Here is a 20,909-nt window from a genome sequence, read left to right on the forward strand (position 1 = left end):
CATGGTCGCTCGACAGACGCCGAGCGACCACCGGTAACCCGTAACCCGTAACTCGTTAATGCAGGGCGGTTCGGAGGGTGTCCTGCGCCAGCTTGATGGCGACGGACGCACCCTGGGTCGAGCGGAGCGCGTTGAGCATCATGAAGTCGTGGATGACGCCCCCGACACGCACGTGGGTGACGGGGACCTCGGCCTCGCGGAGCTTGGCGGCGTAGGCCTCGCCTTCGTCGCGCAGCACGTCGGCCTCGGCGGTGATCACCAGGGCGGGGGGCAATCCACGCAGTTGGTCGACGGACGCGCGCAGCGGCGAGGCGTAGATCTCGGCACGCTGGGACTCGTTGCTGGTGTACTGGTCCCAGAACCACTGCATGCCTTCCCGGGCGAGGAAGTAGTGCTCGGCGAACTGGTGGTACGAGGGGGTGTCGAATGCGCCGTTGGTCACCGGGTACAGCAGCACCTGCTGGGTGATGTGCACGTCGCCGCGTTCCTTGGCCATCAGCGTCAGGACGGCGCTCATGTTGCCGCCGACCGAGTCGCCGGCGACGGCGAATCGGGTGGCATCGAGTCCCTTCTCGGCGCCGTGTGCGAACACCCACTGGGCGGCGGCGTAGTTCTGCTCGATCGCGGTCGGGTACTTCGCTTCCGGGGACAGGTCGTAGTCGGGGAAGACCACCGCGGCGTCGGCGCCGACGGCGAGCTCGCGGACCAGTCGGTCGTGGGTGTGCGCGTTGCCGAACACCCACCCGGCCCCGTGGATGAAGAACAGGACCGGAAGGGTGCCGGTGGCACCTGCCGGTTTCACGATGCGTACCTTCACCGATCCGGTCGGACCGCCCTCGATGGTGATCCACTCTTCGTCGATCGCCGGTTTGTCGATCTCCCCGGATTGGACTTCGTCGACCGTTGTGCGTCCCTCGGCCGGTGGAAGCTGGAACAGGAAGGGGGGCGTGTCGGTCGCCTTCGCGAATTCGGCGGCCTCGGGTTCTAGGACGGGCTTGATGTCGGTCATGTCACTCTCCTGTCGCTGGTTCCGGCGCTGCGGTGTGCAGTCCCGGTGGGCGAATTGGGATACGGCCCCAACGTCGGTGTCGCCTGTTTCCGGTGTCGACCCGAGATTCTGGGAACGCCGGAACGAGTTTCCTGCTCCTTTCCTCGCGAGAGGTCCATTCATCTGGGGTCAGGGTTCGGTGGGCAGCAGGAGCACCTTGCCGACCGAGTCCTGCGAATCGAGCATCGCCTGTCCTCGTTCGGCGTCGGCCAGTGGCAGTTTGGCCGAGATGACCGGCCGTACGAGCCCCTGGGCGACGAGCGGCCATTCGTTCTCGGCGACCGCCGCGACGATCTCGGCCTTGGAGCCGGGACCGGTAAGGGGCCGGTTCCGGACGTTGAGGCCGATCACCCGGGCGCGTTTGCCGATGAGTGCTCCGACGTTCAGTTCGCCGGTGAACCCACCCTGCATTCCGATGATTACCAGCCGTCCGCCGACCGCGAGCGCGTCGACGTTGCCGGGCAGGTACTGGCCGCCCATGATGTCGAGGATGACGTCGGCCTGTCCGGCGAGCTCGGTGGCGAAGTTCTGCTCGCGGTAGTTGATCACGATGTCGGCCCCGAGTTCGCGGCAGCGTTGCGCTTTGGCCTCCGAGCCGACGGTCACCGCCACGGTGGCGCCGAGTGCCTTGCCGACTTGGATGGCGTGGGTGCCGATGCCGCTGCCGCCGCCGTGCACCAGCAATGTTTCCCCCGCCTTCAGGCCGGCGTCCATGACGATGGTCGACCACACGGTGCTCGCCACCTCGGGCAGCGCGGCCGCGTCGACGAGGGAGAGCCCGTTCGGAATCGGTAACAGCTGGGCCGCCGGGACGACGACGTACTCGGCGTAGGCCCCGCCCGCGACGAGGGCGCACACCTGATCGCCCGGGCGGAAATCGTCGACTGCCGTGCCGACCGCGACGACGGTGCCGGAGGCCTCCATGCCCATGATGTCGGTGATTCCGGGCGGTGGCGGGTAGAGGCCCTGGCGCTGCATCAGGTCGGCGCGGTTGATGCCGGCCGCAGCAACCCGGAGCAGGACCTCGCCGGCGGCCGGGGTAGGAGTGGAAACCTGCGCGATGTTCATGTTCTTGTCATCGTCGACGACGATGGCCCGCATGGTGGCGGGAACGATCTCGGGGATGGTCATGTCAGTGCCTTTCCTGCATCCGAAGTGCGGAGGGTGCGGCGGCCGGTCAGCGGGCGCCGATCCGCTTCCAGACGCGCAGTGCCGCGCTCAGCGCCGGCGCCCATGTGGTCCACGGGATGTGCGCGGGCGGGGTGAAGCCGAGGGCGCGCTGATGGGCGACGGTCTGCGGTTCGGTGTATTTGAGGAGGCCGTCCTTGCCATGGCGGCGTCCCACGCCCGAGTCACCCATTCCGCCCATCGGAGAGTCGATGCTGCCCCACGCCGCCGCGAACGCCTCGTTGACGTTGACGGTGCCGGCGTGCACCCGGGCAGCCACCGCACGTCCGTGGGCGCCGTTGCGGCTCCACACGCTGGCGTTGAGCCCGTACGAGGTGGCGTTCGCCTGCGCGATGCCCTCCTCGACGTCGTGGAAGCCGTAGATCGAGACCACCGGACCGAAGGTTTCGTGCCCGTGGAGGGTCATCTCCGGAGTGACGTCGGCGAGGATGGTCGGCTCGTAGAACAGTGGACCGAGATCGGGGCGGGCGGAACCGCCTGCCAGCACCGTGGCGCCCTTGCCGACTGCATCGGCAACGTGCGTGGTGACGGTGTCCAGCTGGGACTGAGTGGTCAGGCTACCGACGTCGGTGCTGTAGTCGTAGGCCGCGCCGAGCTTCAGTTGCTTGGTCCGCTCCACGAACTTGGTCACGAACTCCTCGCGCACCGACTCGGCGACGTAGATGCGTTCGATCGATACGCACAGTTGCCCGGCCGACGGGAACGCGGCGGCGACGGCACCGTCGGCGGCACGATCGAGGTCGGCATCGTCGAGTACCAGCATCGCGTTCTTGCCGCCCAGCTCCAATGAGGCTCCGATCAGACGCTCACCGGCGTCGCGGGCGATTCGGCGGCCGGTGGCGGTGGACCCGGTGAACATCACGTAGTCGGCGTTATCCATCAGCGGCTCCCCTATCGAGCTGCCACGGCCGACCACCATCTGCCACACGTCGGCGGGCAGCCCCGCCTCGTACATCAGATCCATGGCCCACAACGCGGTCAGCGCGGTCTGGGTGTCGGGCTTCTGGACCACGGCGTTACCGGCCATCAGGGCGGGAATCGCATCACCGGCGGCCATCGACAGGGGGTAGTTCCACGGCGAAATGATCGCGACCACGCCCTTGGGATGATGCAGCTCAGTGGTATGGGTCAGGAGCGGGATCGCTCCGCGCCGGCGCCGGGGGGCCAGCAGCTTTTCGGCGCTGCGCGCGTAGTACCGGGAGGTGATGGCGGTGTCGGTGATCTCCAGGAATGCGTCGCGACGGGTCTTGCCGTTCTCCGCCTGCATCAGGTCCAGGCCTTCGTCCTGGCGGGCGAGGACCAGGTCGTGGAACCGCAGCAGCACCCTGCGGCGCTCGCCGATCGGGGTGGCCGCCCATCTGGTCTGCGCCCGGCGAGCCCGGACGAAGGCGTCCTCGACGTCCCCGGGGGTGGAGACCGGCAAGTCGGCGAGTAGCCCGCCGGTGTAGGGGGCGGTGGTGGCGACGCGGGTGGCGTCAGCACCGGCGGCGACCTGACCGGTCAGACGATTCAGTAGTGCGGCGGTCAGCGAGGCGGGGAGGCCGGCGGTCGTCGCAACTTTTTCGGGGGTGTAGATGGACATGGTGGGGACTTCCGTCGAGGGTGTCGGAGTGGAGGCGAGGGCCGATTACCGGCTGCGGACCGAGAACGGAACCGGCATGTGCAGCGCGGCCTGCGCCTCGGTGCTGACGTCGAACGCGATGGTGCGGATCGGCCGCAGTGCCCGCAGGTCGTCGGCCATGCGTCCCTCACCGACGGTCAGGTCGACACCGCGCGGGAACCTCGAGGTCCCGCTGGCCAGCACGTGGGTCTGGTTCAGGGTGGAGTGCCAGGCGCCGTCGACCTTCGTGTACGAGGTCAGGGTGGATACCTTCTCGCCGCTCCGGATGCGCTTCTGAGTCGGTGTCGGCGCGGACAAGGCGAGGTCGACGCCGCCGTCGGCGTCGGCGACGCGGGCGGTGGTCCGGCGCTCGTCGATGTTCACCTCCAGCTCGGTGACCCATTTCGGGAAGCCGTAGCCGTGATGGCCACGCACCTGGGCGATATCGGTGTTCACCGGCAGGGAGAGCACGTACGAGTGGAGGTGATCGTTCGCCAGCGCGGACGCGACGTCCGCAACCGGGAGTTTGCCGTGACGGGCGGGGCGCACCGCAACCCCCACCGCAGCCTCGGTGTAGAAGTCGATGTCGCAGACGTCGTAACGGAAGAACATCACCGACACCAGACCGAGACCAGGGGCGATCTCCAAGGGGGCGAGCTCGCGCGGAATCCGGTTCCGGATCGCCTTGCTGGGCGCGATCATCGTCAGACGTGCCGACGACATCGCGTAATAGAAATTCGGAGTCAAGGTAGGCCCGATCCGGGACTCGACCCGGGTCTTGGGAAGGTTCCGGAAGAAGTCGACTCCGCTGACCCGCGGATCGCGCGCCACCTCGTCCAGGTCGGTGTCCATCCGGAAACGCTCGAACAGCCCGCCCGCGGGGACTGTGACGAAATGTCCCCCCAGGTCGACCTCGATGGCGCTCTGCTCGGTTGAAGTCATGTATCTGGTCCTTCACCAATCGATATGTGTGCACTGTTCACATGAAGGTTAGGCAGCAATGTAAGCAATGTCAACACTTTCAGGATCCTTTCGGGTGGGCGACTTGAACGCGAGCCGGCAGAGTGGATGCACGTCGCGACGGCACCGCGGGCATCCAGTTGACGAGCGCATGCCACCCGCCTAATGTAAGCACTGTGCACATTCGGGCTTTGCGCCCGAGGAATCCATCACAAGTGGCCCGTGGGCGCCGTTTCGGAGGAACCATCATGACGAAGGTCCTGTTCGTAGTTACCGCAGCCGACCGTTGGACACTCAACGACGGCACCGTGCATCCCTCGGGGTACTGGGCCGAAGAGCTTGCGGTGCCCTACCGCATCTTCTCCGAAGCGGGATGGGACATCGCCGTGGCCACCCCGGGCGGCAAAGCGCCGACCCTCGATCAACTCAGCCTCGGTATCTCCGGAGGGATGCCGTGGAAGCGCCGTGACATCAAGAGTTACCTCGACAGCATCGCCGACGTACTCTCCCGCCCGGCCTCGTTGGATACGGTGGACTCGGACGAATACGACCTCGTGTTCTATCCCGGTGGTCACGGCCCGATGGAAGACCTTGCCTACGACAAGATCTCGGGTGATCTGCTGACCCATCGTCTGGCATCGGGTAAACCGCTGGCTCTGCTGTGCCACGCACCGGCCGCGGTCCTGGCTGCAACCAACCCTGATGGCACCTCGGCCTTCGCCGGGTACCGGATGACCGGACTGTCCAACCGCGAAGAACTGCTGAACCGGTTCGCGAAGAAGGCGCCGTGGCTGTTGGAGGACAGGTTGAAAGAAGCCGGCATCGACTACTCCAAAGGGCTGATCCCGCTGCGCCCGCATGTGGTCGTCGACCGCAACCTTTACACCGGGCAGAATCCGCAGTCCTCCGAAAAACTAGCCACCCAGCTTGTCGACGTCCTCGTCGGCTCCGCGACAGGATCCGAGAAGGGGTAGAGGACTTGCATTCGGGCGTTGCCCTTATGCGGAACGTTGATCGGCACATCTCCGGAACCGGGGCGTTGACCGAGACTCCGGCGACGGCACGCTGGCCGCGTACCTGCGACCGCGCACGCTTGTCGTCGGAGTCGTCGTCGGCGCCATAGCACTGGCCGCGATCGAACCCATGCGCCGCGACTCGCTCCTCGCGGTGAAGGTCTCCTCGGCAGCGCGTTGCCGTTGATCGTTGTCTCTGCGCTTGCCGGTGTCGCCTTACTGATCTTGTTGTGGCGGAGCAGCTTCGGTGCAGACCGGATCACGGCGCTCGTCGCCGTGGCAGCGATCGTAATCGGCTGGGGCGTCGCCCAGACACCCTGGATTCTCGTCGACCAGGTTCTCATCGCCGACGCCGCGGGAGCGAGAGCAACGCTCATCGGGCTGCTTGTGGTCGTCGGCCTCGCCGCGGTGACGGTAGTGCCGGCGCTGGCTTACCTCTTCTGGCTTACCCAGACGGACACCTGGAGCCGCGACGAAGCTGCGCCGCACGGAGCTCCATTACGGGGAAGGGCGTGGCGGCTACCGGGGGTCGGGGCGCTCCTGATAGCGCTCGAACGACAGCGCGAGGCGGCCCCGTCCATGCGTCATCGAGCGCAAGGCGACGGGGTAGTCGACGACCTCGCTGGTGGGCACCGAGGCGATCACGGTGACTTCTCCGTCTCCGGCGGGCTCGGTGCCCTCGATCTGGCCGCGCCGCCGCCCGAGGTCTGCCATCACATCACCCTGAAGGGAGGAGGGCACCGTGACCTCCACACGGTCGACGGGTTCGAGGATCAGCGTGCCCACTTTGTCGATGGCGGCGCGCAGAGCGAGTGCCCCGGCCATCCGGAAGCTGAAATCGTCCGAGTCGACGGAATGGTGTTTGCCGTCCAGAACCGTCGCCCGCAGGTCGACGAGCGGGAATCCGTGTCGCCCGCCGCGTTCCATTGATTCGGCGACACCTTTGCCCACCGCGGGGATGAGTGACTTGGGGATCACGCCGCCCCGCGTGGCGTCGACGAATTCGTAGCCACCGTTGCGGGGGAGAGGTTCGAACCGGACGGTCGCGACACCGAACTGCCCGTGACCGCCGCTCTGCTTCTTGTGCCTGCCTTCCGTCTCGACCGGGGCGAGCAGTGTTTCCCGGTAGGCGATTTTCACGGGTTCGGTGCGGACGGTGATGCCGTATCGCCGCTGCAGACGGGTGAGGGCCACCTGGACGTGGACGTCACCCGCCCCCCGCAGCACGGTCTGATGGGTTTCGCTGTCGCGGACCACTTCCAGAGTCGGATCGTCACCCACCAGCTCGGCCAAGGCGGTCGACAACTTGTCTTCGTCACCCGCGCTGTCGGCGGCGACGGCGATTCCGTAGACCGGGCGTTTGTGTTCGACCGGTGTGACCGTGAGCGAGGACCCGATCGGCGCGAGGGTGTCACCGGTGGTGACGTCGGTGAGTTTGATCGCCCCCACGATGTCGCCGGCAACTGCGGTGTCGATCGGGGTGTGTTTGCTGCCCAGAACCCGGAGCAAGTTGTGGAGGCGTTCCTTGGTGCCGGTTCGCTGGTCGACGAGAACATCATCGGCGTGGAGCGTGCCGGAGAGGACTTTCATCAACGCAACCTGACCCACGTATTCGTCGGTCTGCGTCTTGAAGACGAACGCCAGCGGATCGCCGGACGGATCACACGTCACCGCGTCGGTTCCGTTCCCGTTGCGCAACTCGACACCGGGCACCTCCGAAGGCGCCGGCGCGATGTGACACAAGAAGTCCAGCAGCCGGTCGATCGCGATCGCCTCGGTCGCCGATCCGCACAGCACCGGCCACAGGGATCCGCCGGCAAATCCCCGACGCAGTGCGTGCTCGAGTTCGGGAACACTGATGGCATCACCGTCGAGGTATCGGGCCAGTAGATCGTCCTCGATCTCGACGACGTCTTCCACGAGGTGTTCGTGCTGCTCGTGCTCGCGGTCGGCGATGTCCGCGGGGAGTTCGTCGCTGGTCGTTGCGGAGCCGGTGTCGTAGAGAATGACGTGCTCGCTGAGAAGATCCGCGACGCCCGTGAACTCCGACGCCTCACCGACCGGCAGATCGAGCGGTTCCACCCCGGCGCCGAAATGGTCTCGGAGACCTGCCAGCGTCTGATCGAACGATGCCCTCTCCTTGTCCATCTTGTTGATGAACACGATCCGGGGAATCGAGCGTTCCGCCGCCGCCTGCCAGAGCAATTCGTCGTTGACCTGCAGACCGCTGACGCCGTCGACGACGAATACGGCCACGTCGGCGACATGCAGCGCCGTCATCGCATCACCGACGAAATCGGCGTAACCGGGCGCATCGAGGAGGTTGATCCGGCAATCGGCCCACTCGAACGACGCCAGGCCGAGGGTCAGCGACTGGGTACGGTCGTGCTCTTCCGGTTGGGTGTCGAGCACAGTGTTGCCGTTCTCGACGCGCCCCGGACGGGTGACGACACCAGCGCGAAACAGCATTGCCTCCGCGAGGCTCGTCTTACCGTTACCCTGATGTCCCACCAGAGCGATATTGCGGATCGAGTCGCTAGCGATGTCGCACCCCCTACCACAGCATGTCGTACGGGTCGTCCTCGACGATACCGCGCAACGCCCCGACTTCGGGCGGTACCGGCAGGGTCGGTTCGAGCGACCTGGCTTCTCGAGTGACGAATCGGAGACAGTGTTGGCACCGAAGACTTCCGACGAGTTCAGCGTCGAGCGATCCATCGTGATCGATGCAAGCCCGGGAACCGTGTTTCCCTTCATCGACAACTTCCACCGATGGACGGCGTGGTCGCCATGGGAAGGAGTCGACCCGAATCTGCGGCGGACTTACACAGGTCCTGATTCCGGGGTGGGCGCCACCTACAGCTGGGAAGGCAACCGCAAGGCGGGCAAAGGCTCGATGTCGATCACGAAATCGGTACCCGATACCGAGGTTGTCCTCGACCTCGAGTTCCAGAAGCCGTTTCCGGCGCAGAACGTCACGACGTTCCTCCTCGAGCCGAACAGCGCCGGGACGACGGTCCGCTGGCAGATGACCGGTCGAAAGAATCGGATGCTGAAACTGTTCGGCTTCATCGTGAACATGGACAAGCTCGTAGGCAAGGACTTCGACAAGGGCCTGACACAGCTCAAAGCGGAGGCCGAGAAGCGCTAGGTACCGAATCGTCCGCCGTCGACAGCACGAGGTCGGCCATCGTGGTGAACTGCGGGGTGCCCGCACTGTCAGTGGTCGCTTGTTCCATGACGAGGTGAGCTGCCCTGCCCTGCAGTCGGAGGGTGGCCACCTGATCGCCGAAGAACGGTCCCGTGACCTTGCTCCACTCGATCGGCACCGGCGGAACCTTCGAGACCCGGCCCAGAATGAAGCGGGTCGTCCGTTCGGTGGCGCGCCGCCACGATATGCGGAAGGCCACCTTCATCGCGGCAGGCACGTAGTTGTGCAGCGGCGAACATGTCAGTTGGTAGACGTGCGACTGAGTCGGCTCCGGATAGTGTGCCTCCGCGACGTACGCGTGGTGCACGTCCCCGGACAGCACGGAAATGGTGGACGGCGCCCGCCCGCCTGGGCCGGTGCACTGGCCGCGGCCGACGTCGCCGAACAATCTGGTGAGTCGATCGAACGAATTGCGGAAGGCCGCCCAGTGTTCGAGATCGGCCCCCCGCCGGATCTTCTCGGCCAGGGCGGCCAGGCGTGGTCCCCGGCTGCCCTCGGCCAGATGCTCGTCCCACGATTCGAGGTCGTGCAGCGCGCGCGGCAGCAGCCACGGTAACGACGTCCCTACGAGGAGGTGGTCGTAGTCTCCTTGAGTTTGGCGCTCGATCCAGGTGAACTCCGGATCGGACACCATCTCACGCCGGCCGTCGGTGAGGACGCGTCCACAGCGCGAATCGATGACGAGGAGCCGCGCCGGCCCGAGGTCGCGGCGATAGGACCATTGCGCACCCTTGGCGCCGTCGGCTTCCTCGTCGGCGGCGGATGCGAACTCGCGGAGCATCGGTTCCACGTCACCGCCATGGTTCCGAACACGTTGATACAGTTCGTTTTCGGCGAGTTGCGCGGGTTCCAGATTGCCCAGGTGCTGGTAGACCCAGTACGACGACAACGCGCCGACGATCCGCTCCTCCCACCACGAGGTGGCCTCGAGTTCGTCCCGCCACGACTGCGAGGTGTTCCAATCGTCACGAACGTCGTGGTCGTCGAAGATCATCGATGTCGGCACGGTCGACATCAGCCAGCGCACCTGCGGGTCGGACCACGATTCCGCATACAACCAGGTGTATTCCTCGTAGTTACGGACCTGCGGTCCCGGCGGCTCGCTCAGGTCGTGGATCTCGGCGAGCCTGCGCTCGGTTTCCGCGGATAGTTCGTCGGCATACACCTGGTCGCCGAGGAGGAGGAGAGCATCAGGCCACCGGCTCTCCGGTTGTTCCGTCATCCTCAACGCGAAGGCATCGAGAGCGTCGGTGCCGAGGTGGTTGTTGTCCTCGGTGGTGGACATGGTCGCGAAACGGCACGAACCGAAGACGAGAACCAGCGAACCGTCGTCGGCGAGTGTGCGGATGGTCGACGGTTTCGCGTCGGGCAGCGGCCAGACCCGGCGGTCGTCGAGGGTGACCTCGTAGGGCGTGCTCGACCCCGCTTCCAGCCCCTCCACCACAACCAGCGCATAGTGGTGGCCGGCGACCTCCCATGTGTGCTCGGTGTGCCCGAGTACGCCGACCGTGCACGGTCCGGAAGTCTCTACCCACACCGTCGCGTCACACCTGCCCACGTGCCGCAGAAGTGGTCCCAGGATCAGTTCGGTCACGACCGTCACCTCGCCGAAGTTCGTTCCATCTCGCAAGCCTACGGGCTTACACAGAAGTAGATTACGTTTCCGCGACCGGGTCGGCAGTTCGTCGAGTCGTATTCGATTAGCCTCCGCGGACGGCCTCGACGGCGTTAGGTTCGAGACATGGAGAAGCCGTTGACGGGCAAGGTTGCCCTGGTGGCCGGAGGGACCAGGGGAGCGGGCCGTGGCATTGCGGTGCAACTGGGTGCCGCGGGAGCCACCGTCTACGTCACCGGGCGTACCACTCGCACCCAGCCGTCCGAGATGAACCGGCCGGAGACGATCGAGGAGACCGCCGAACTCGTCGACGAGGCAGGTGGACGCGGCATCGCTGTCCGGGTCGATCACTTGGTGCCGGGCGAGGTGCGCGCCCTCGTCGACCGCATCCGCGACGAACAGGGCGCCCTGCACGTGCTCGTCAACGACATCTGGGGCGCCACCACCATGGAGTGGGACAAGACGGTCTGGGAGTCTTCCCTCGACATCGGCCTCCACTATCTGCGCCACGGCGTGGAGACCCACGCGGTTACCAGTCACTTCGCTCTTCCGCTGCTGATCGAGACTCCGGGCGGGCTGGTGGTCGAGGTCACCGACGGAACCGACGACTACAACTCCGCCCATTACCGGGTGTCCTTCTTCTACGACCTGGCGAAGGCCTCGGTGAACAGAATGGCCTTCGCGCTGGCGCACGAGCTCCCGTCCCACGGGGCGACGGCGGTGTCGCTCACGCCGGGATGGTTGCGTTCGGAAATGATGCTCGAGGCGTTCGGCGTCACCGAGGCGAACTGGCGTGACGCCACCGAGCGTATCCCGCATTTCGCGATCTCCGAGAGTCCCGCCTTCGTCGGACGGGCGGTGGCGGCGCTCGCCCAGGATCCGGACGTGTCGAGGTGGAACGGGCAGTCGCTGTCGAGCGGCCAACTGGCGAAGGTGTACGACTTCGACGACCTCGACGGTAGTCGGCCCGACTGCTGGCGATACATGGACGAAGTACAGGACGCCGGCATGCCCGCCGACGTCACCGGATACCGCTGAACCCGCCGCGCCGACACCATGAAATCGCCGTATCCCGGCGGGATATCATTCGGAAAATGACTCTGTGTCCAGGGTTCTGCTGTCGAAGGGAATCGAAGTGAACGCACAAACGGTGGAGAGCGGCGCACCGCGCCGCGAGCAGCTCGAGTTCCAGGCGGAGGCTCGTCAGCTGCTCGACCTCATGGTCCACTCGATCTACTCCAACAAGGACTCGTTCCTGCGCGAGCTGATCTCCAATGCGTCCGACGCGTTGGACAAACTCCGTCTCGAGGCCTACCGCAACAAGGACCTCGACGTCGACACCTCCGATCTGCACATCGAGATCGAGACGGACAAAGAAGCGCGCACACTCACCATCCGCGACAACGGCATCGGTATGTCGCACGACGAGGTGATCGACCTCATCGGCACGCTGGCCAAGTCCGGCACCGCGGAACTGCGCAGCAAGTTGCGTGAGGCGCGGGACGCCGCCGCCTCCGAAGAGTTGATCGGTCAGTTCGGCATCGGGTTCTATTCCTCGTTCATGGTCGCCGACAAGGTCACGCTGGTGACCCGGAAGGCGGGGGAGAGTTCGGCCACGCGCTGGGAATCCGCCGGCGAGGCCACCTACACGATCGAGACGCTCGACGACGCGCCGCAGGGCACCTCCGTGATGCTGCACCTCAAGCCTGAGGACACCGAGGATCACCTCCACGACTACACGTCGGAATGGAAGATCAAGGAACTCGTCAAGCGCTATTCCGACTTCATCGCGTGGCCGATCCGGATGCAGGTGGAGCGCAAGACCCCGCCCGCCGAGGAAGGCGGCGAGGAACAGGTCACCATCTCGGACGAGACGATCAATTCCATGAAGGCCCTGTGGGCCCGCTCGAAGGACGAGGTCTCGGAGGACGAGTACAAAGAGTTCTACAAGCACGTCGCCCACGCCTGGGACGATCCCCTCGAAGTCATTCCGATGAAGGCGGAGGGCACATTCGAGTACCAGGCGCTGCTGTTCATCCCGTCCCACGCCCCGTTCGACCTGTTCATGCGGGACGCCAAGGTCGGTGTGCAGCTTTACGTCAAGCGCGTCTTCATCATGGACGACTGCGACCAGCTCATGCCGGAGTACCTGCGCTTCGTCAAGGGCGTCGTGGACGCCCAGGACTTGTCGCTCAACGTCTCTCGCGAGATCCTCCAGCAGGACAGGCAGATCCGGGCCATCCGCCGTCGGCTCACGAAGAAGGTTCTGTCGACGATCAAGGACATCAAGAACGAGCGCCCCGAGGAGTACCGCACCTTCTGGAACGAATTCGGCCGGGCGATCAAGGAAGGCCTGCTGTCCGACACCGACAACCGTGAGACGTTGCTGGCCATCTCGTCTTTCGCGTCGACCCACAGCGACGAAGAGTTGACGTCGCTCGAGGATTACGTATCGCGGATGAAGGAAGGTCAGGAGCAGATCTACTACGCGACCGGCGAGTCGCGCCAGCTGCTCGAAAGTTCGCCCCACATGGAAGCCTTCCGTGCAAAGGGCATCGAGGTGCTGCTGCTCACCGACCCCATCGACGAAATGTGGGTAGGCGCGGTTCCGGAGTTCGACGGCAAGTCGTTCCAGTCGATCGCCAAGGGAGAAGTCGATCTCGACACCGAGGACGACAAGAAGGCTCACGAGTCCGAGCGGGAGGAGAAGGAAAAGGACTTCGCCGACCTGCTCACCTGGATGACCGAAGCCCTCGACGAGCATGTCAAGCAGGTGCGGTTGTCGACGCGACTGACCACCTCCCCGGCCTGCATGGTCGGCGATGCCTTCAGCATGTCACCGGCGCTCGAACGCATGTATCGCGCCTCCGGGCAGCCGGTGCCGACCAGCAAGCGCATTCTCGAGCTGAATCCGGAGCACCCGCTGGTGACGGCTCTGCGGACGGCGCACGCCGAGCGTAGCGAGGATCCGGGCCTGAAGGAGACGGCCGAAATTCTCTACGGGATGGCGTTGTTGGCGGAGGGTGGCGAACTCGACGATCCCGCGCACTTCACGAGTCTCCTCGCCAATCGCCTCGCCGGGACGGTGTAACACACCTTGCGAGTTCTGGTCACGGGGGGAACAGGATTCATCGGGGCATGGAGCGCGAAGGCGGTGGTGGACGCCGGTCACCACGTGCGTTTCCTCGTCCGGAATCCTGCTCGACTCGAGAGCAGCGCGGCGAAGCTCGGTCTCGACACCTCGGATCACGTGGTCGGAGACATCACCGACGCGGATTCGGTGCGGCGTGCGTTGGAGGGCTGCGACGCGGTGGTCCATGCCGCCGCCGTCGTCGCGGTCGACCCTCGCCGGGCCGAGGAGATGAAGCAGACCAACCTCGCCGGTGCTCGGAACGTGCTCGGAACGGCGATCGACGTGGGCTGCGATCCCGTCGTCTACGTCTCGAGTATCGCCGCGCTGTTCCAGCCCGGCGTCGACCTGCTCACCCCGGACCTGCCCGTGTGCGGTCCCTCGGACGCCTATGGGCAGAGCAAGGCCCGAGTGGAGGAGTATGCCCGTGACCTGCAGGCAGGCGGTGCGCCGATCGCCATCACCTACCCGGGGATGGTGATCGGCCCGCCCGCGGGCGACCAGTTCGGTGAGGCGGCGCAAGGAGTCGAGGCCGCCGTCCGACTGCGGTTTCTGCCCGGGCGGAGTGCGGCGTGGACGATGGTCGACGTGCGGGACGTGGCGGCAGCACACGCCGCCCTGCTCGAGCCGGGGCACGGCCCCCGACGGTTCATGCTCGGCGGTCCCAGGGTCCCGATCAGCGCAGTGGCAGACATGCTCGCCTCCGTCACCGGACGGCGGATGGGTGTCCTGCCGGTTCCCGACAGCGCGCTGCGGCTCGCCGGACGCGTCGTCGATGTGGTCGACCGATTCGTTCCCTTCGACACGCCGGTGTCCGAAGCGGCGATGGAGTACTACACGCGGATGCCGGACACGGACGACCGGCCCAGTGAGATGGAACTCGGTGTCGAGTACCGCGATTCGGCGGAGACGCTCGCCGACACCGTTGCTGGTCTCCGGGGTGCCGGGCGACTGTGAGATTCACCCGTGCCGAGCTGGAGTCGTACCGCGACGCAGAAGTCCCAGACCTGATCGGACCCGGCTGCCGGTTGCTTTTCGTCGGGATCAACCCGGGACTGTGGACCGCTGCCACCGGGGCGCACTTCGCGAGACCGGGTAACCGGTTCTACCCGGCTCTGCTGGCTGCCGGAATCATCGACCGGTCTATCGACCCCACCGCCGGGATGTCGGACGCCGACCGGGACCACCTGATCGAGCGGGGAGTCGGCATCACCAATCTCGCGGTGCGCGCCACCGCCAAGGCCGACGAGCTGACCGCCGACGAGTTGGCGGTCGGCGCCGAGCGACTTCGCACGGTGGTGCGCGGCACCCGCCCGCACGTCGTAGCGGTTGCCGGAATCACGGCGTACCGGACGGCGTTCCGCGAGCGTGCGGCGAAGAAGGGAAGGCAGCCCGGTGATTTGGAGGGGGCTGCCCTGTGGCTGGTGCCCAATCCCAGTGGGCTCAATGCGCACGAAACCGTCACTACTCTCGCCGCGTCGTACCGGGAGGCCGCGATCGAGGCGGGCATCGTGAAGGTCTGATTCGGCCGCTAGGCTTCCGCATATGTCTGTCGTGTACAACATCGTCTTCGTAGGCCACCTACTCGGCATGGCTGCACTCGTGGGTGGCTACTTCGCTGTGTTGTCGGCTCCGCGGATCTCCGAGGTGATCGTGTGGGGTGCCCGGCTCCAGTTCGTCACCGGACTGATCCTCGTCGGACTCGGTGAAGGGGCACTCGACAAGGAGTACAACCACGTCAAGATCGGTGTGAAACTTCTGCTGTCCCTCGTGGTGGTGGCGCTCGCCGAAATTCTGCGCGGCAGGCAGAAACGCGGGCAGGAGAAGCCGGGACTGGTGCACGTGGTCGGTGGGCTGGCCGTCGTCACCGTTCTGGTGGCCGCACTCTGGACCTGATCACTTCTTCGGCGGCGCCAGCACGCGCATCGCCAGTCGCTGCGCCGACTCGGGCATCCGATCCTTCATGGACATCGCGAATTCGCCTGCCTTGGTGCGCACCGACGTGCCCCGGCCGAAGCGCCGATTGAAAGCGGTTCCCTCGGTCGCCTGATCGAAATGCAGGGGAGGGGCGCCGTCTGCCGCTCCCAGTGCCCGCCCGATCACCATTCGCTGAACCTCGCTGGTGCCCTCGAAGATGGTGTACAGCTTGGCATCCCGGTACCACTTCTCCACCGGGTGGTCGCTGATGTAACCCCAGCCGCCCATCGTCTGCAGCGCGCGTTCCGTCGTCTTCACCGCGACCTCCGAGGCCGCGAGCTTGGCCATCGAGCCCTCGCCGTGCCGGAATTCGACGCCCGCCGCAGCCATCCATGACGCCCGCCACGTCAGCAGCCGCGCCGCATCGATCTCGGTGGCGAGTTCGGCAAGAGGGAACGAAATGCCTTGGTTGTCGATGATCGGACCACCGAAGGCCTCGCGACGGTTCGCGTACTCGGTTGCGTATTCGAGTGCTGCCCTGGCGATTCCCAGCGCCTGCGCGGCAACCATGGGGCGCGTCTGCTCGAACGTGCCGAGTGTCGCCGACTTCCGGCGCGGTGCACCTGTCGCGACCTCCTCCTGCACTGCGCGAGCCTTCTTCATGCGGCTCTGCAGCTTGTCGTCACCGCCGAGGAGATGATCAGCCGGCACCCGCACCTGATGGAATTTCAGCTCGGCGGTGTGGGACGCGCGGCACCCCAGCTTGTCGAGTTTGCGCACCAGCTCGATACCCGGCGTGCCGCCGGGCACGACGAACAGTGCCTGTCCGCGATGACCGAGGTCGGGATCGACCGTCGCATTGACGACGTGCACATCCGCGATGCCGCCGTTCCCGATCCACATCTTGTGACCTTCGATGACCCATTCGTCACCGTCCCGCGTCGCGGTGGTCCGCAAGTTCCGCACGTCGCTTCCGCCCTCCGGTTCCGAGATGCACAGGGCCGCGAGTTTCAGGTTTCCCGGCTGCCCGAAGCACTCGGGCGCCCACCGGAGCATCTGCTCCGGAGTCGCGGCCTGGCCGATCGACGACAAGGCGAGCGCCGGCATCACGACCGCGAGTCCTATTCCCGCACAACCCCAGAACAGTTCCTCCATGAACAACGGCAACGACAATCCCGTCGGATCACCGATCAGGTCGCGGTAGAAAAGTGGACTGTAGAAGCCCTCTGCTGCCGCCTTCTCGAGGACATCCCACGGGAACTCCTGCTTGCGGTCGTACTCGGCGGCGACCGGCCGGATCACGTCTTCGGCGAAACTGTGCGTCCGCTGGACGAGATCCTTCTGAGCTGGCGTGAGAGCAAGACTGAACGTCATGGCTGTCCCCTCGGTTGCCGTGCAGAGTCTGCAGACCACGCTAACAGCGTGCTCGGCCGCAGCGAGGCGGAAGTTTCGATACGGCCTCCGCGGGGAAATGTGGAACTCATGGGCATCACCGTTGCTGTCACCGGCCCCACGGGCGAGATCGGCCTCGCCGCAGTTGCCGCGCTCGAGAACGACCCCACCGTCGACCGGATTCTCGGCATGGCGCGACGGCCGTTCGACCCAGGCGAGCGCGGATGGACCAAGACGGAATATCGGCAAGGTGACATCCTCGACCGCGCCGCGGTCGAGCAATTCGTCGGTGAAGCCGATGTGGTTGTTCACCTCGCCTTCCTCATCATGGGATCGCGAGCCGACAGCAATCGGATCAACCTCACCGGAACGCGAAACGTCTTCGAAGCAACTGTCGCGGCCGCCCGCCCCACCCGGTTGGTGTACACCTCCTCGGTGGCGGCCTACGGGTATCATCCCGACAATCCGACCCCGCTCACCGAGGACGTGCCCACCCGAGGATCCCGGCAGCACTACTACTCGGAACAGAAGGCTGAACTCGAGACGGTGCTGGCAGAAATCACCGACGGCAACGGGCTCGAGGTGTTCGTGCTCCGGCCGTGCATCGTCGCCGGGCCGAAGGCCACCGCGCTGGCCGACGCCATGCCGTGGCGTCAGGTCGCCGATCGCCTCCCCGGAGTCGTGACGAAGGTCGTCGGTGCGCTGCCCCTTCCGCGCCCGCTCTTTCCCGACCCCGGCATCCCGCTGCAACTGGTCCACCACGACGACGTGGCCGCGGCGATCGACGCGGCGGTCACGACGGACGCACCGCCCGGCGCCTACAACATCGCCGGAGACGGAACCGTGTCGCTGTCCGAGGTGGCGACAGCGCTGGGTGCGAGGCCCGTCCGAATCCCCTTGGCCCTTGCGCAGGCCACCTCGGCAGCCCTCGAATGGCTCCCGGCTGTGCCGGCCATGGTGGAATGGCTGCACACCGGACGTACGTCGGTGGTGATGGACACCTCGAAGGCGAAGAAGAACCTCGGCTGGCAGCCCCGCTATAACAGCGCCGAAACGCTGACTGCCCTGGCTTCCGCCCGTGCGCCTTATCGGTAGTCCCAGCTACCAGAAGGGCGCACGAGCGCGGAGCGCCTATAGCCCCGGGCGCTTGCCGATGGTGAGGGTGGGAGTCGAGACACCGGCGAAGAAATCCTCGCCCTTGTCGTCGACGACGATGAACGCGGGGAAGTCCTCCACCTCGATCTTCCACACCGCTTCCATGCCGAGCTCTTCGTACTCGACTATCTCGACCTTCTTGATGCAGTCGAGGGCCAGACGCGCCGCGGGACCGCCGATCGACCCGAGGTAGAAGCCGCCGTAGCTCTTGCACGCATCGGTGACCTGCTTGGAGCGGTTGCCCTTCGCGAGCATGACCATCGAGCCGCCCGCCGCCTGAAACTGCTCGACGTAGGAGTCCATGCGACCGGCGGTGGTGGGTCCGAAGGAACCGGACGCCATGCCGTCGGGGGTCTTGGCAGGGCCGGCGTAGTACACCGGGTGGTCCTTGAGGTACTGCGGCATGTCCTCGCCGGCGTCGAGTCGCTCCTTGATCTTGGCGTGCGCGATGTCGCGGGCGACGACGAGCGGGCCGGTGAGCGACAAGCGGGTCTTCACCGGGTGCTTCGACAGCTCGGCCAGGATCTCCGGCATCGGCCTGGTGAGGTCGATTTTGACCGCGGCACCCTTGCCGGTGCCGGACACCCCGTCGGTCTCGGCGTCGAGCTGGGCGTCGGTGACCTCGGGGAGGAACCGGCCGGGATTGAATTCGAGCTGCTCGAGGAAGACGCCCTCGGGGGTGATCTTCGCCTTGGCCTGGCGGTCCGCGGAGCAGGACACGGCGAGTGCGACAGGCAGCGACGCACCGTGCCGCGGAAGACGGATGACGCGGACGTCGTGGCAGAAGTACTTCCCGCCGAACTGCGCACCGATACCGATCTGGCGGGTCAGCTCGAGCACCTTCTCCTCGAGGTCGAGGTCCCGGAAGCCGCGACCGGTGATCGCCCCCTCGTTCGGAAGCTCGTCGAGGTAGTGCGCGGACGCGTACTTCGCGGTCTTCAGTGCGAACTCGGCCGAGGTGCCGCCGACGACGATCGCGAGGTGATACGGCGGGCAGGCGGCGGTGCCGAGCGCTCGGATCTTCTCCTCGAGGAACCGCATCATGCCGTCCGGGTTCAGGATCGCCTTGGTCTCCTGGAACAGATACGACTTGTTGGCGCTGCCGCCGCCCTTGGCCATGTACAGGAACTTGTAGGAGTTCTCGTGACCTGCCGCGGTGTCGGCGTACAACTCGATCTGCGCGGGAAGGTTACTGCCCGTGTTCTTCTCCTCCCACATGGTGATCGGAGCGTTCTGTGAGTAGCGCAGATTCAGCCGGGTGTACGCGTCGTACACACCCCGCGCGATGGCCTTCTCGTCGTCACCCGGGGTGAGGACGTGCTGACCGCGCTTGCCCATGACGATCGCCGTGCCGGTGTCCTGGCACATCGGGAGGACGCCCGCTGCGGAGATGTTCGCGTTCTTGAGCAGGTCCAAGGCGACGAACTTGTCGTTGCCGGAGGCTTCCGGGTCGTTCAGGATGCTCGCCAGCTGTGTCAGGTGGTCGCTGCGCAGGTAATGCGAGATGTCGTGGAGAGCGGTCTCGGTCAGGAGGCGAAGGGCCTCGGGCTCGACGGACAGGAAGGTGCGGCCGTCCGGTCCTTCGACGGTCGACACCCCCTCGGTGGTCAGCAACCGATATTCGGTGGGGTCGTCACCGATCGGCAGCAAGTCCTCGTAGAGGAAGTCGGCCATTCTATCTCCTGGACAGCGAGGGGTGTGAAGTTCGTACTCAGGCTAGACGCGGCTGCGTGAGGCGGCAGAGGCCGGGGCCGACGTTGTGGCCCCTGTCACAGGGTTCTCACAAAGCTGTCACACGGTTCTCGCAGACAAATCCGTACACTTGAATTGATGCGACGACACGAACGACTGCGGCTGACCTCACCAGCTGGCTGCGTGACTGCCATCGAACCCGGAATCGGCGACGAGCGCGCGGGCAAACCTGTGCTGCACGCCTACCTCGACATCGCGATCGTGGTGATCGTCCTCGCGGCCACCAACCTGATCGCGCACTTCACCACCGTGTGGGCGAGTATCGCGACCGTCCCCATCTCCGCCGTTGTCCTCCTCGTTCTCACGCGTCGCCGGGGGCTCGGCTGGGCCGAACTAGGACTCTCACCGCGCCACTTGCGGCGTGGCTCGGTGTACGCCCTGGCCGCGATGGCCATCGTCATCGGTGTCGTGGCGATCGGCGCAGCGTTACCTATCACTCGCCCGTTCTTCATGGCCGACCGGTATGCCACGCTCTCCGGGGCACTCATCGCCTCGATGATCGTGATCCCGTTGCAAACCGTCATCCCGGAAGAACTCGCGTTCCGCGGTGTCCTGCACGGAACGTTGGAGCGCGTCTACGGCGCGCGCGGAGTCTTCGCGGCGGGGTCGCTTCTGTTCGGCCTCTGGCACATCGCGTCTTCGCTCGGGTTGACTTCGGGGAACAAGGGGCTGTCGGGGTTCCTCGGAGGTGGGTTGCTCGGTCAGATACTCGGCGTTCTCGCCGCGGTGGTGGCCACCGCCGCGGCGGGCGTCGTCTTCACGTGGTTGCGCCGCCGAAGCGGTAGCCTCATCGCGCCGATTGCGCTGCACTGGTCGTTGAACGGCGCAGGCGCGCTTGCGGCCGCCATCGTGTGGCAGACGACGATGGCCTGAATATCATTCGATTGGCTTCCGAAGCCTGTGAGGCAACACAACCGGCGCTCCGCGG

At 65.8% G+C, this 20,909-nt stretch carries 17 protein-coding genes and 1 pseudogene; 10 read left to right on the forward strand and 8 right to left on the reverse strand.

The window, feature by feature from the left end; genetic code table 11:
- Positions 1-55 precede the first annotated feature (55 nt).
- The 4 genes from R4P95_RS26850 to R4P95_RS26865 form a co-directional block, all read right to left on the reverse strand.
- A complete protein-coding gene (locus tag R4P95_RS26850) occupies positions 56-1,009 on the reverse strand; it encodes an alpha/beta hydrolase (RefSeq protein ID WP_213577004.1) in 954 nt (317 codons plus the stop codon).
- Positions 1,010-1,177: 168 nt separating this feature from the next.
- Positions 1,178-2,149, reverse strand: coding sequence for an NAD(P)H-quinone oxidoreductase (locus R4P95_RS26855; RefSeq protein ID WP_317747069.1), 972 nt, complete (start codon positions 2,147-2,149; stop codon positions 1,178-1,180).
- A 76-nt stretch (positions 2,150-2,225) separates the two neighbouring features.
- The gene (locus R4P95_RS26860; RefSeq protein WP_317747049.1) at positions 2,226-3,818 is read right to left on the reverse strand and encodes a succinic semialdehyde dehydrogenase; all 1,593 of its coding nucleotides are present in this window, start codon (positions 3,816-3,818) and stop codon (positions 2,226-2,228) included.
- Between the two features lie 45 nt (positions 3,819-3,863).
- Positions 3,864-4,778 carry an acetoacetate decarboxylase family protein gene (locus R4P95_RS26865; RefSeq protein ID WP_317747048.1) on the reverse strand — a complete coding sequence of 305 codons (915 nt, stop codon included), beginning with the start codon at positions 4,776-4,778 and terminating at the stop codon, positions 3,864-3,866.
- A gap of 266 nt (positions 4,779-5,044) precedes the next feature.
- On the opposite strand from R4P95_RS26865, the gene R4P95_RS26870 reads away from it, so the two are divergent.
- Complete coding sequence (locus R4P95_RS26870) at positions 5,045-5,770, forward strand: type 1 glutamine amidotransferase domain-containing protein (protein WP_317747047.1); 726 nt, start codon at positions 5,045-5,047, stop codon at positions 5,768-5,770.
- A 267-nt stretch (positions 5,771-6,037) separates the two neighbouring features.
- A pseudogene (locus R4P95_RS33690) lies at positions 6,038-6,196 on the forward strand (cytochrome d ubiquinol oxidase subunit II); the annotation flags it as partial.
- A 132-nt stretch (positions 6,197-6,328) separates the two neighbouring features.
- Here the strand turns inward: R4P95_RS33690 and R4P95_RS26875 are convergent.
- Complete coding sequence (locus tag R4P95_RS26875; protein WP_397517758.1) at positions 6,329-8,320, reverse strand: elongation factor G; 1,992 nt, start codon at positions 8,318-8,320, stop codon at positions 6,329-6,331.
- Between the two features lie 163 nt (positions 8,321-8,483).
- Here R4P95_RS26875 and R4P95_RS26880 point away from each other — a divergent pair, with 163 nt between their 5' ends.
- On the forward strand, positions 8,484-8,960 hold the full coding sequence (locus R4P95_RS26880) for an SRPBCC family protein (protein WP_249354626.1): 477 nt from the start codon (positions 8,484-8,486) through the stop codon (positions 8,958-8,960).
- Here R4P95_RS26880 and R4P95_RS26885 read toward each other — a convergent pair.
- A complete protein-coding gene (locus tag R4P95_RS26885) occupies positions 8,935-10,614 on the reverse strand; it encodes an alkaline phosphatase D family protein (RefSeq protein ID WP_317747046.1) in 1,680 nt (559 codons plus the stop codon). The two genes, R4P95_RS26880 and R4P95_RS26885, sit on opposite strands and share 26 nt — an antisense overlap.
- Positions 10,615-10,761: 147 nt before the next feature.
- Here R4P95_RS26885 and R4P95_RS26890 point away from each other — a divergent pair, with 147 nt between their 5' ends.
- The 5 genes from R4P95_RS26890 (at position 10,762) to R4P95_RS26910 (ending at position 15,661) form a co-directional block, all read left to right on the forward strand.
- Complete coding sequence (locus R4P95_RS26890) at positions 10,762-11,673, forward strand: SDR family oxidoreductase (protein WP_317747045.1); 912 nt, start codon at positions 10,762-10,764, stop codon at positions 11,671-11,673.
- Positions 11,674-11,785: 112 nt separating this feature from the next.
- Positions 11,786-13,726 carry a molecular chaperone HtpG gene (gene htpG / locus R4P95_RS26895; RefSeq protein ID WP_283254092.1) on the forward strand — a complete coding sequence of 647 codons (1,941 nt, stop codon included), beginning with the start codon at positions 11,786-11,788 and terminating at the stop codon, positions 13,724-13,726.
- Positions 13,727-13,732: 6 nt separating this feature from the next.
- Positions 13,733-14,722: an SDR family NAD(P)-dependent oxidoreductase gene (locus R4P95_RS26900; protein WP_213577012.1), complete on the forward strand. Its 990-nt coding sequence runs from the start codon at positions 13,733-13,735 to the stop codon at positions 14,720-14,722.
- Positions 14,719-15,288 carry a mismatch-specific DNA-glycosylase gene (locus R4P95_RS26905; protein ID WP_213577013.1) on the forward strand — a complete coding sequence of 190 codons (570 nt, stop codon included), beginning with the start codon at positions 14,719-14,721 and terminating at the stop codon, positions 15,286-15,288. Before R4P95_RS26900 ends, R4P95_RS26905 begins: the two co-directional genes overlap by 4 nt.
- A 22-nt stretch (positions 15,289-15,310) precedes the next feature.
- Positions 15,311-15,661, forward strand: a complete 351-nt coding sequence (locus R4P95_RS26910; RefSeq protein ID WP_109331972.1) for a hypothetical protein — start codon at positions 15,311-15,313, stop codon at positions 15,659-15,661.
- Here R4P95_RS26910 and R4P95_RS26915 read toward each other — a convergent pair whose 3' ends face one another.
- Positions 15,662-17,056: an acyl-CoA dehydrogenase family protein gene (locus R4P95_RS26915; protein WP_213577015.1), complete on the reverse strand. Its 1,395-nt coding sequence runs from the start codon at positions 17,054-17,056 to the stop codon at positions 15,662-15,664. It abuts the gene before it with no gap.
- Between the two features lie 108 nt (positions 17,057-17,164).
- Between R4P95_RS26915 and R4P95_RS26920 the strand changes: the two genes are divergently transcribed.
- Positions 17,165-18,169 (forward strand): NAD-dependent epimerase/dehydratase family protein, encoded by a 1,005-nt coding sequence (locus R4P95_RS26920; RefSeq protein ID WP_317747044.1) that lies wholly within the window; start codon positions 17,165-17,167, stop codon positions 18,167-18,169.
- A gap of 36 nt (positions 18,170-18,205) precedes the next feature.
- Here R4P95_RS26920 and R4P95_RS26925 read toward each other — a convergent pair whose 3' ends face one another.
- Positions 18,206-19,903, reverse strand: a complete 1,698-nt coding sequence (locus R4P95_RS26925; RefSeq protein WP_317747043.1) for a fumarate hydratase — start codon at positions 19,901-19,903, stop codon at positions 18,206-18,208.
- A 156-nt stretch (positions 19,904-20,059) separates the two neighbouring features.
- On the opposite strand from R4P95_RS26925, the gene R4P95_RS26930 reads away from it, so the two are divergent.
- The gene (locus R4P95_RS26930; RefSeq protein ID WP_397517757.1) at positions 20,060-20,854 is read left to right on the forward strand and encodes a lysostaphin resistance A-like protein; all 795 of its coding nucleotides are present in this window, start codon (positions 20,060-20,062) and stop codon (positions 20,852-20,854) included.
- Positions 20,855-20,909: the final 55 nt, after the last annotated feature.

Origin of the sequence: Rhodococcus sp. IEGM 27, assembly GCF_033142305.1 — a bacterium.
Classification (GTDB): Bacteria; Actinomycetota; Actinomycetes; order Mycobacteriales; family Mycobacteriaceae; genus Rhodococcus_F; species Rhodococcus_F oxybenzonivorans.

Bases quoted from the DNA above. Each gene is read 5' to 3' on its own strand.
- R4P95_RS26920 (WP_317747044.1), top strand. From the start codon at position 17,165: ATGGGCATCACCGTTGCTGTCACCGGCCCCACGGGCGAGATCGGCCTC.
- R4P95_RS26850 (WP_213577004.1), bottom strand. From the start codon at position 1,009: ATGACCGACATCAAGCCCGTCCTAGAACCCGAGGCCGCCGAATTCGCG.
- R4P95_RS26925 (WP_317747043.1), bottom strand. From the start codon at position 19,903: ATGGCCGACTTCCTCTACGAGGACTTGCTGCCGATCGGTGACGACCCC.
- R4P95_RS26870 (WP_317747047.1), top strand. From the start codon at position 5,045: ATGACGAAGGTCCTGTTCGTAGTTACCGCAGCCGACCGTTGGACACTC.
- R4P95_RS26915 (WP_213577015.1), bottom strand. From the start codon at position 17,056: ATGACGTTCAGTCTTGCTCTCACGCCAGCTCAGAAGGATCTCGTCCAG.
- R4P95_RS26860 (WP_317747049.1), bottom strand. From the start codon at position 3,818: ATGTCCATCTACACCCCCGAAAAAGTTGCGACGACCGCCGGCCTCCCC.
- R4P95_RS26855 (WP_317747069.1), bottom strand. From the start codon at position 2,149: ATGCGGGCCATCGTCGTCGACGATGACAAGAACATGAACATCGCGCAG.
- R4P95_RS26890 (WP_317747045.1), top strand. From the start codon at position 10,762: ATGGAGAAGCCGTTGACGGGCAAGGTTGCCCTGGTGGCCGGAGGGACC.
- R4P95_RS26930 (WP_397517757.1), top strand. From the start codon at position 20,060: ATGCGACGACACGAACGACTGCGGCTGACCTCACCAGCTGGCTGCGTG.
- R4P95_RS26910 (WP_109331972.1), top strand. From the start codon at position 15,311: ATGTCTGTCGTGTACAACATCGTCTTCGTAGGCCACCTACTCGGCATG.
- R4P95_RS26865 (WP_317747048.1), bottom strand. From the start codon at position 4,778: ATGACTTCAACCGAGCAGAGCGCCATCGAGGTCGACCTGGGGGGACAT.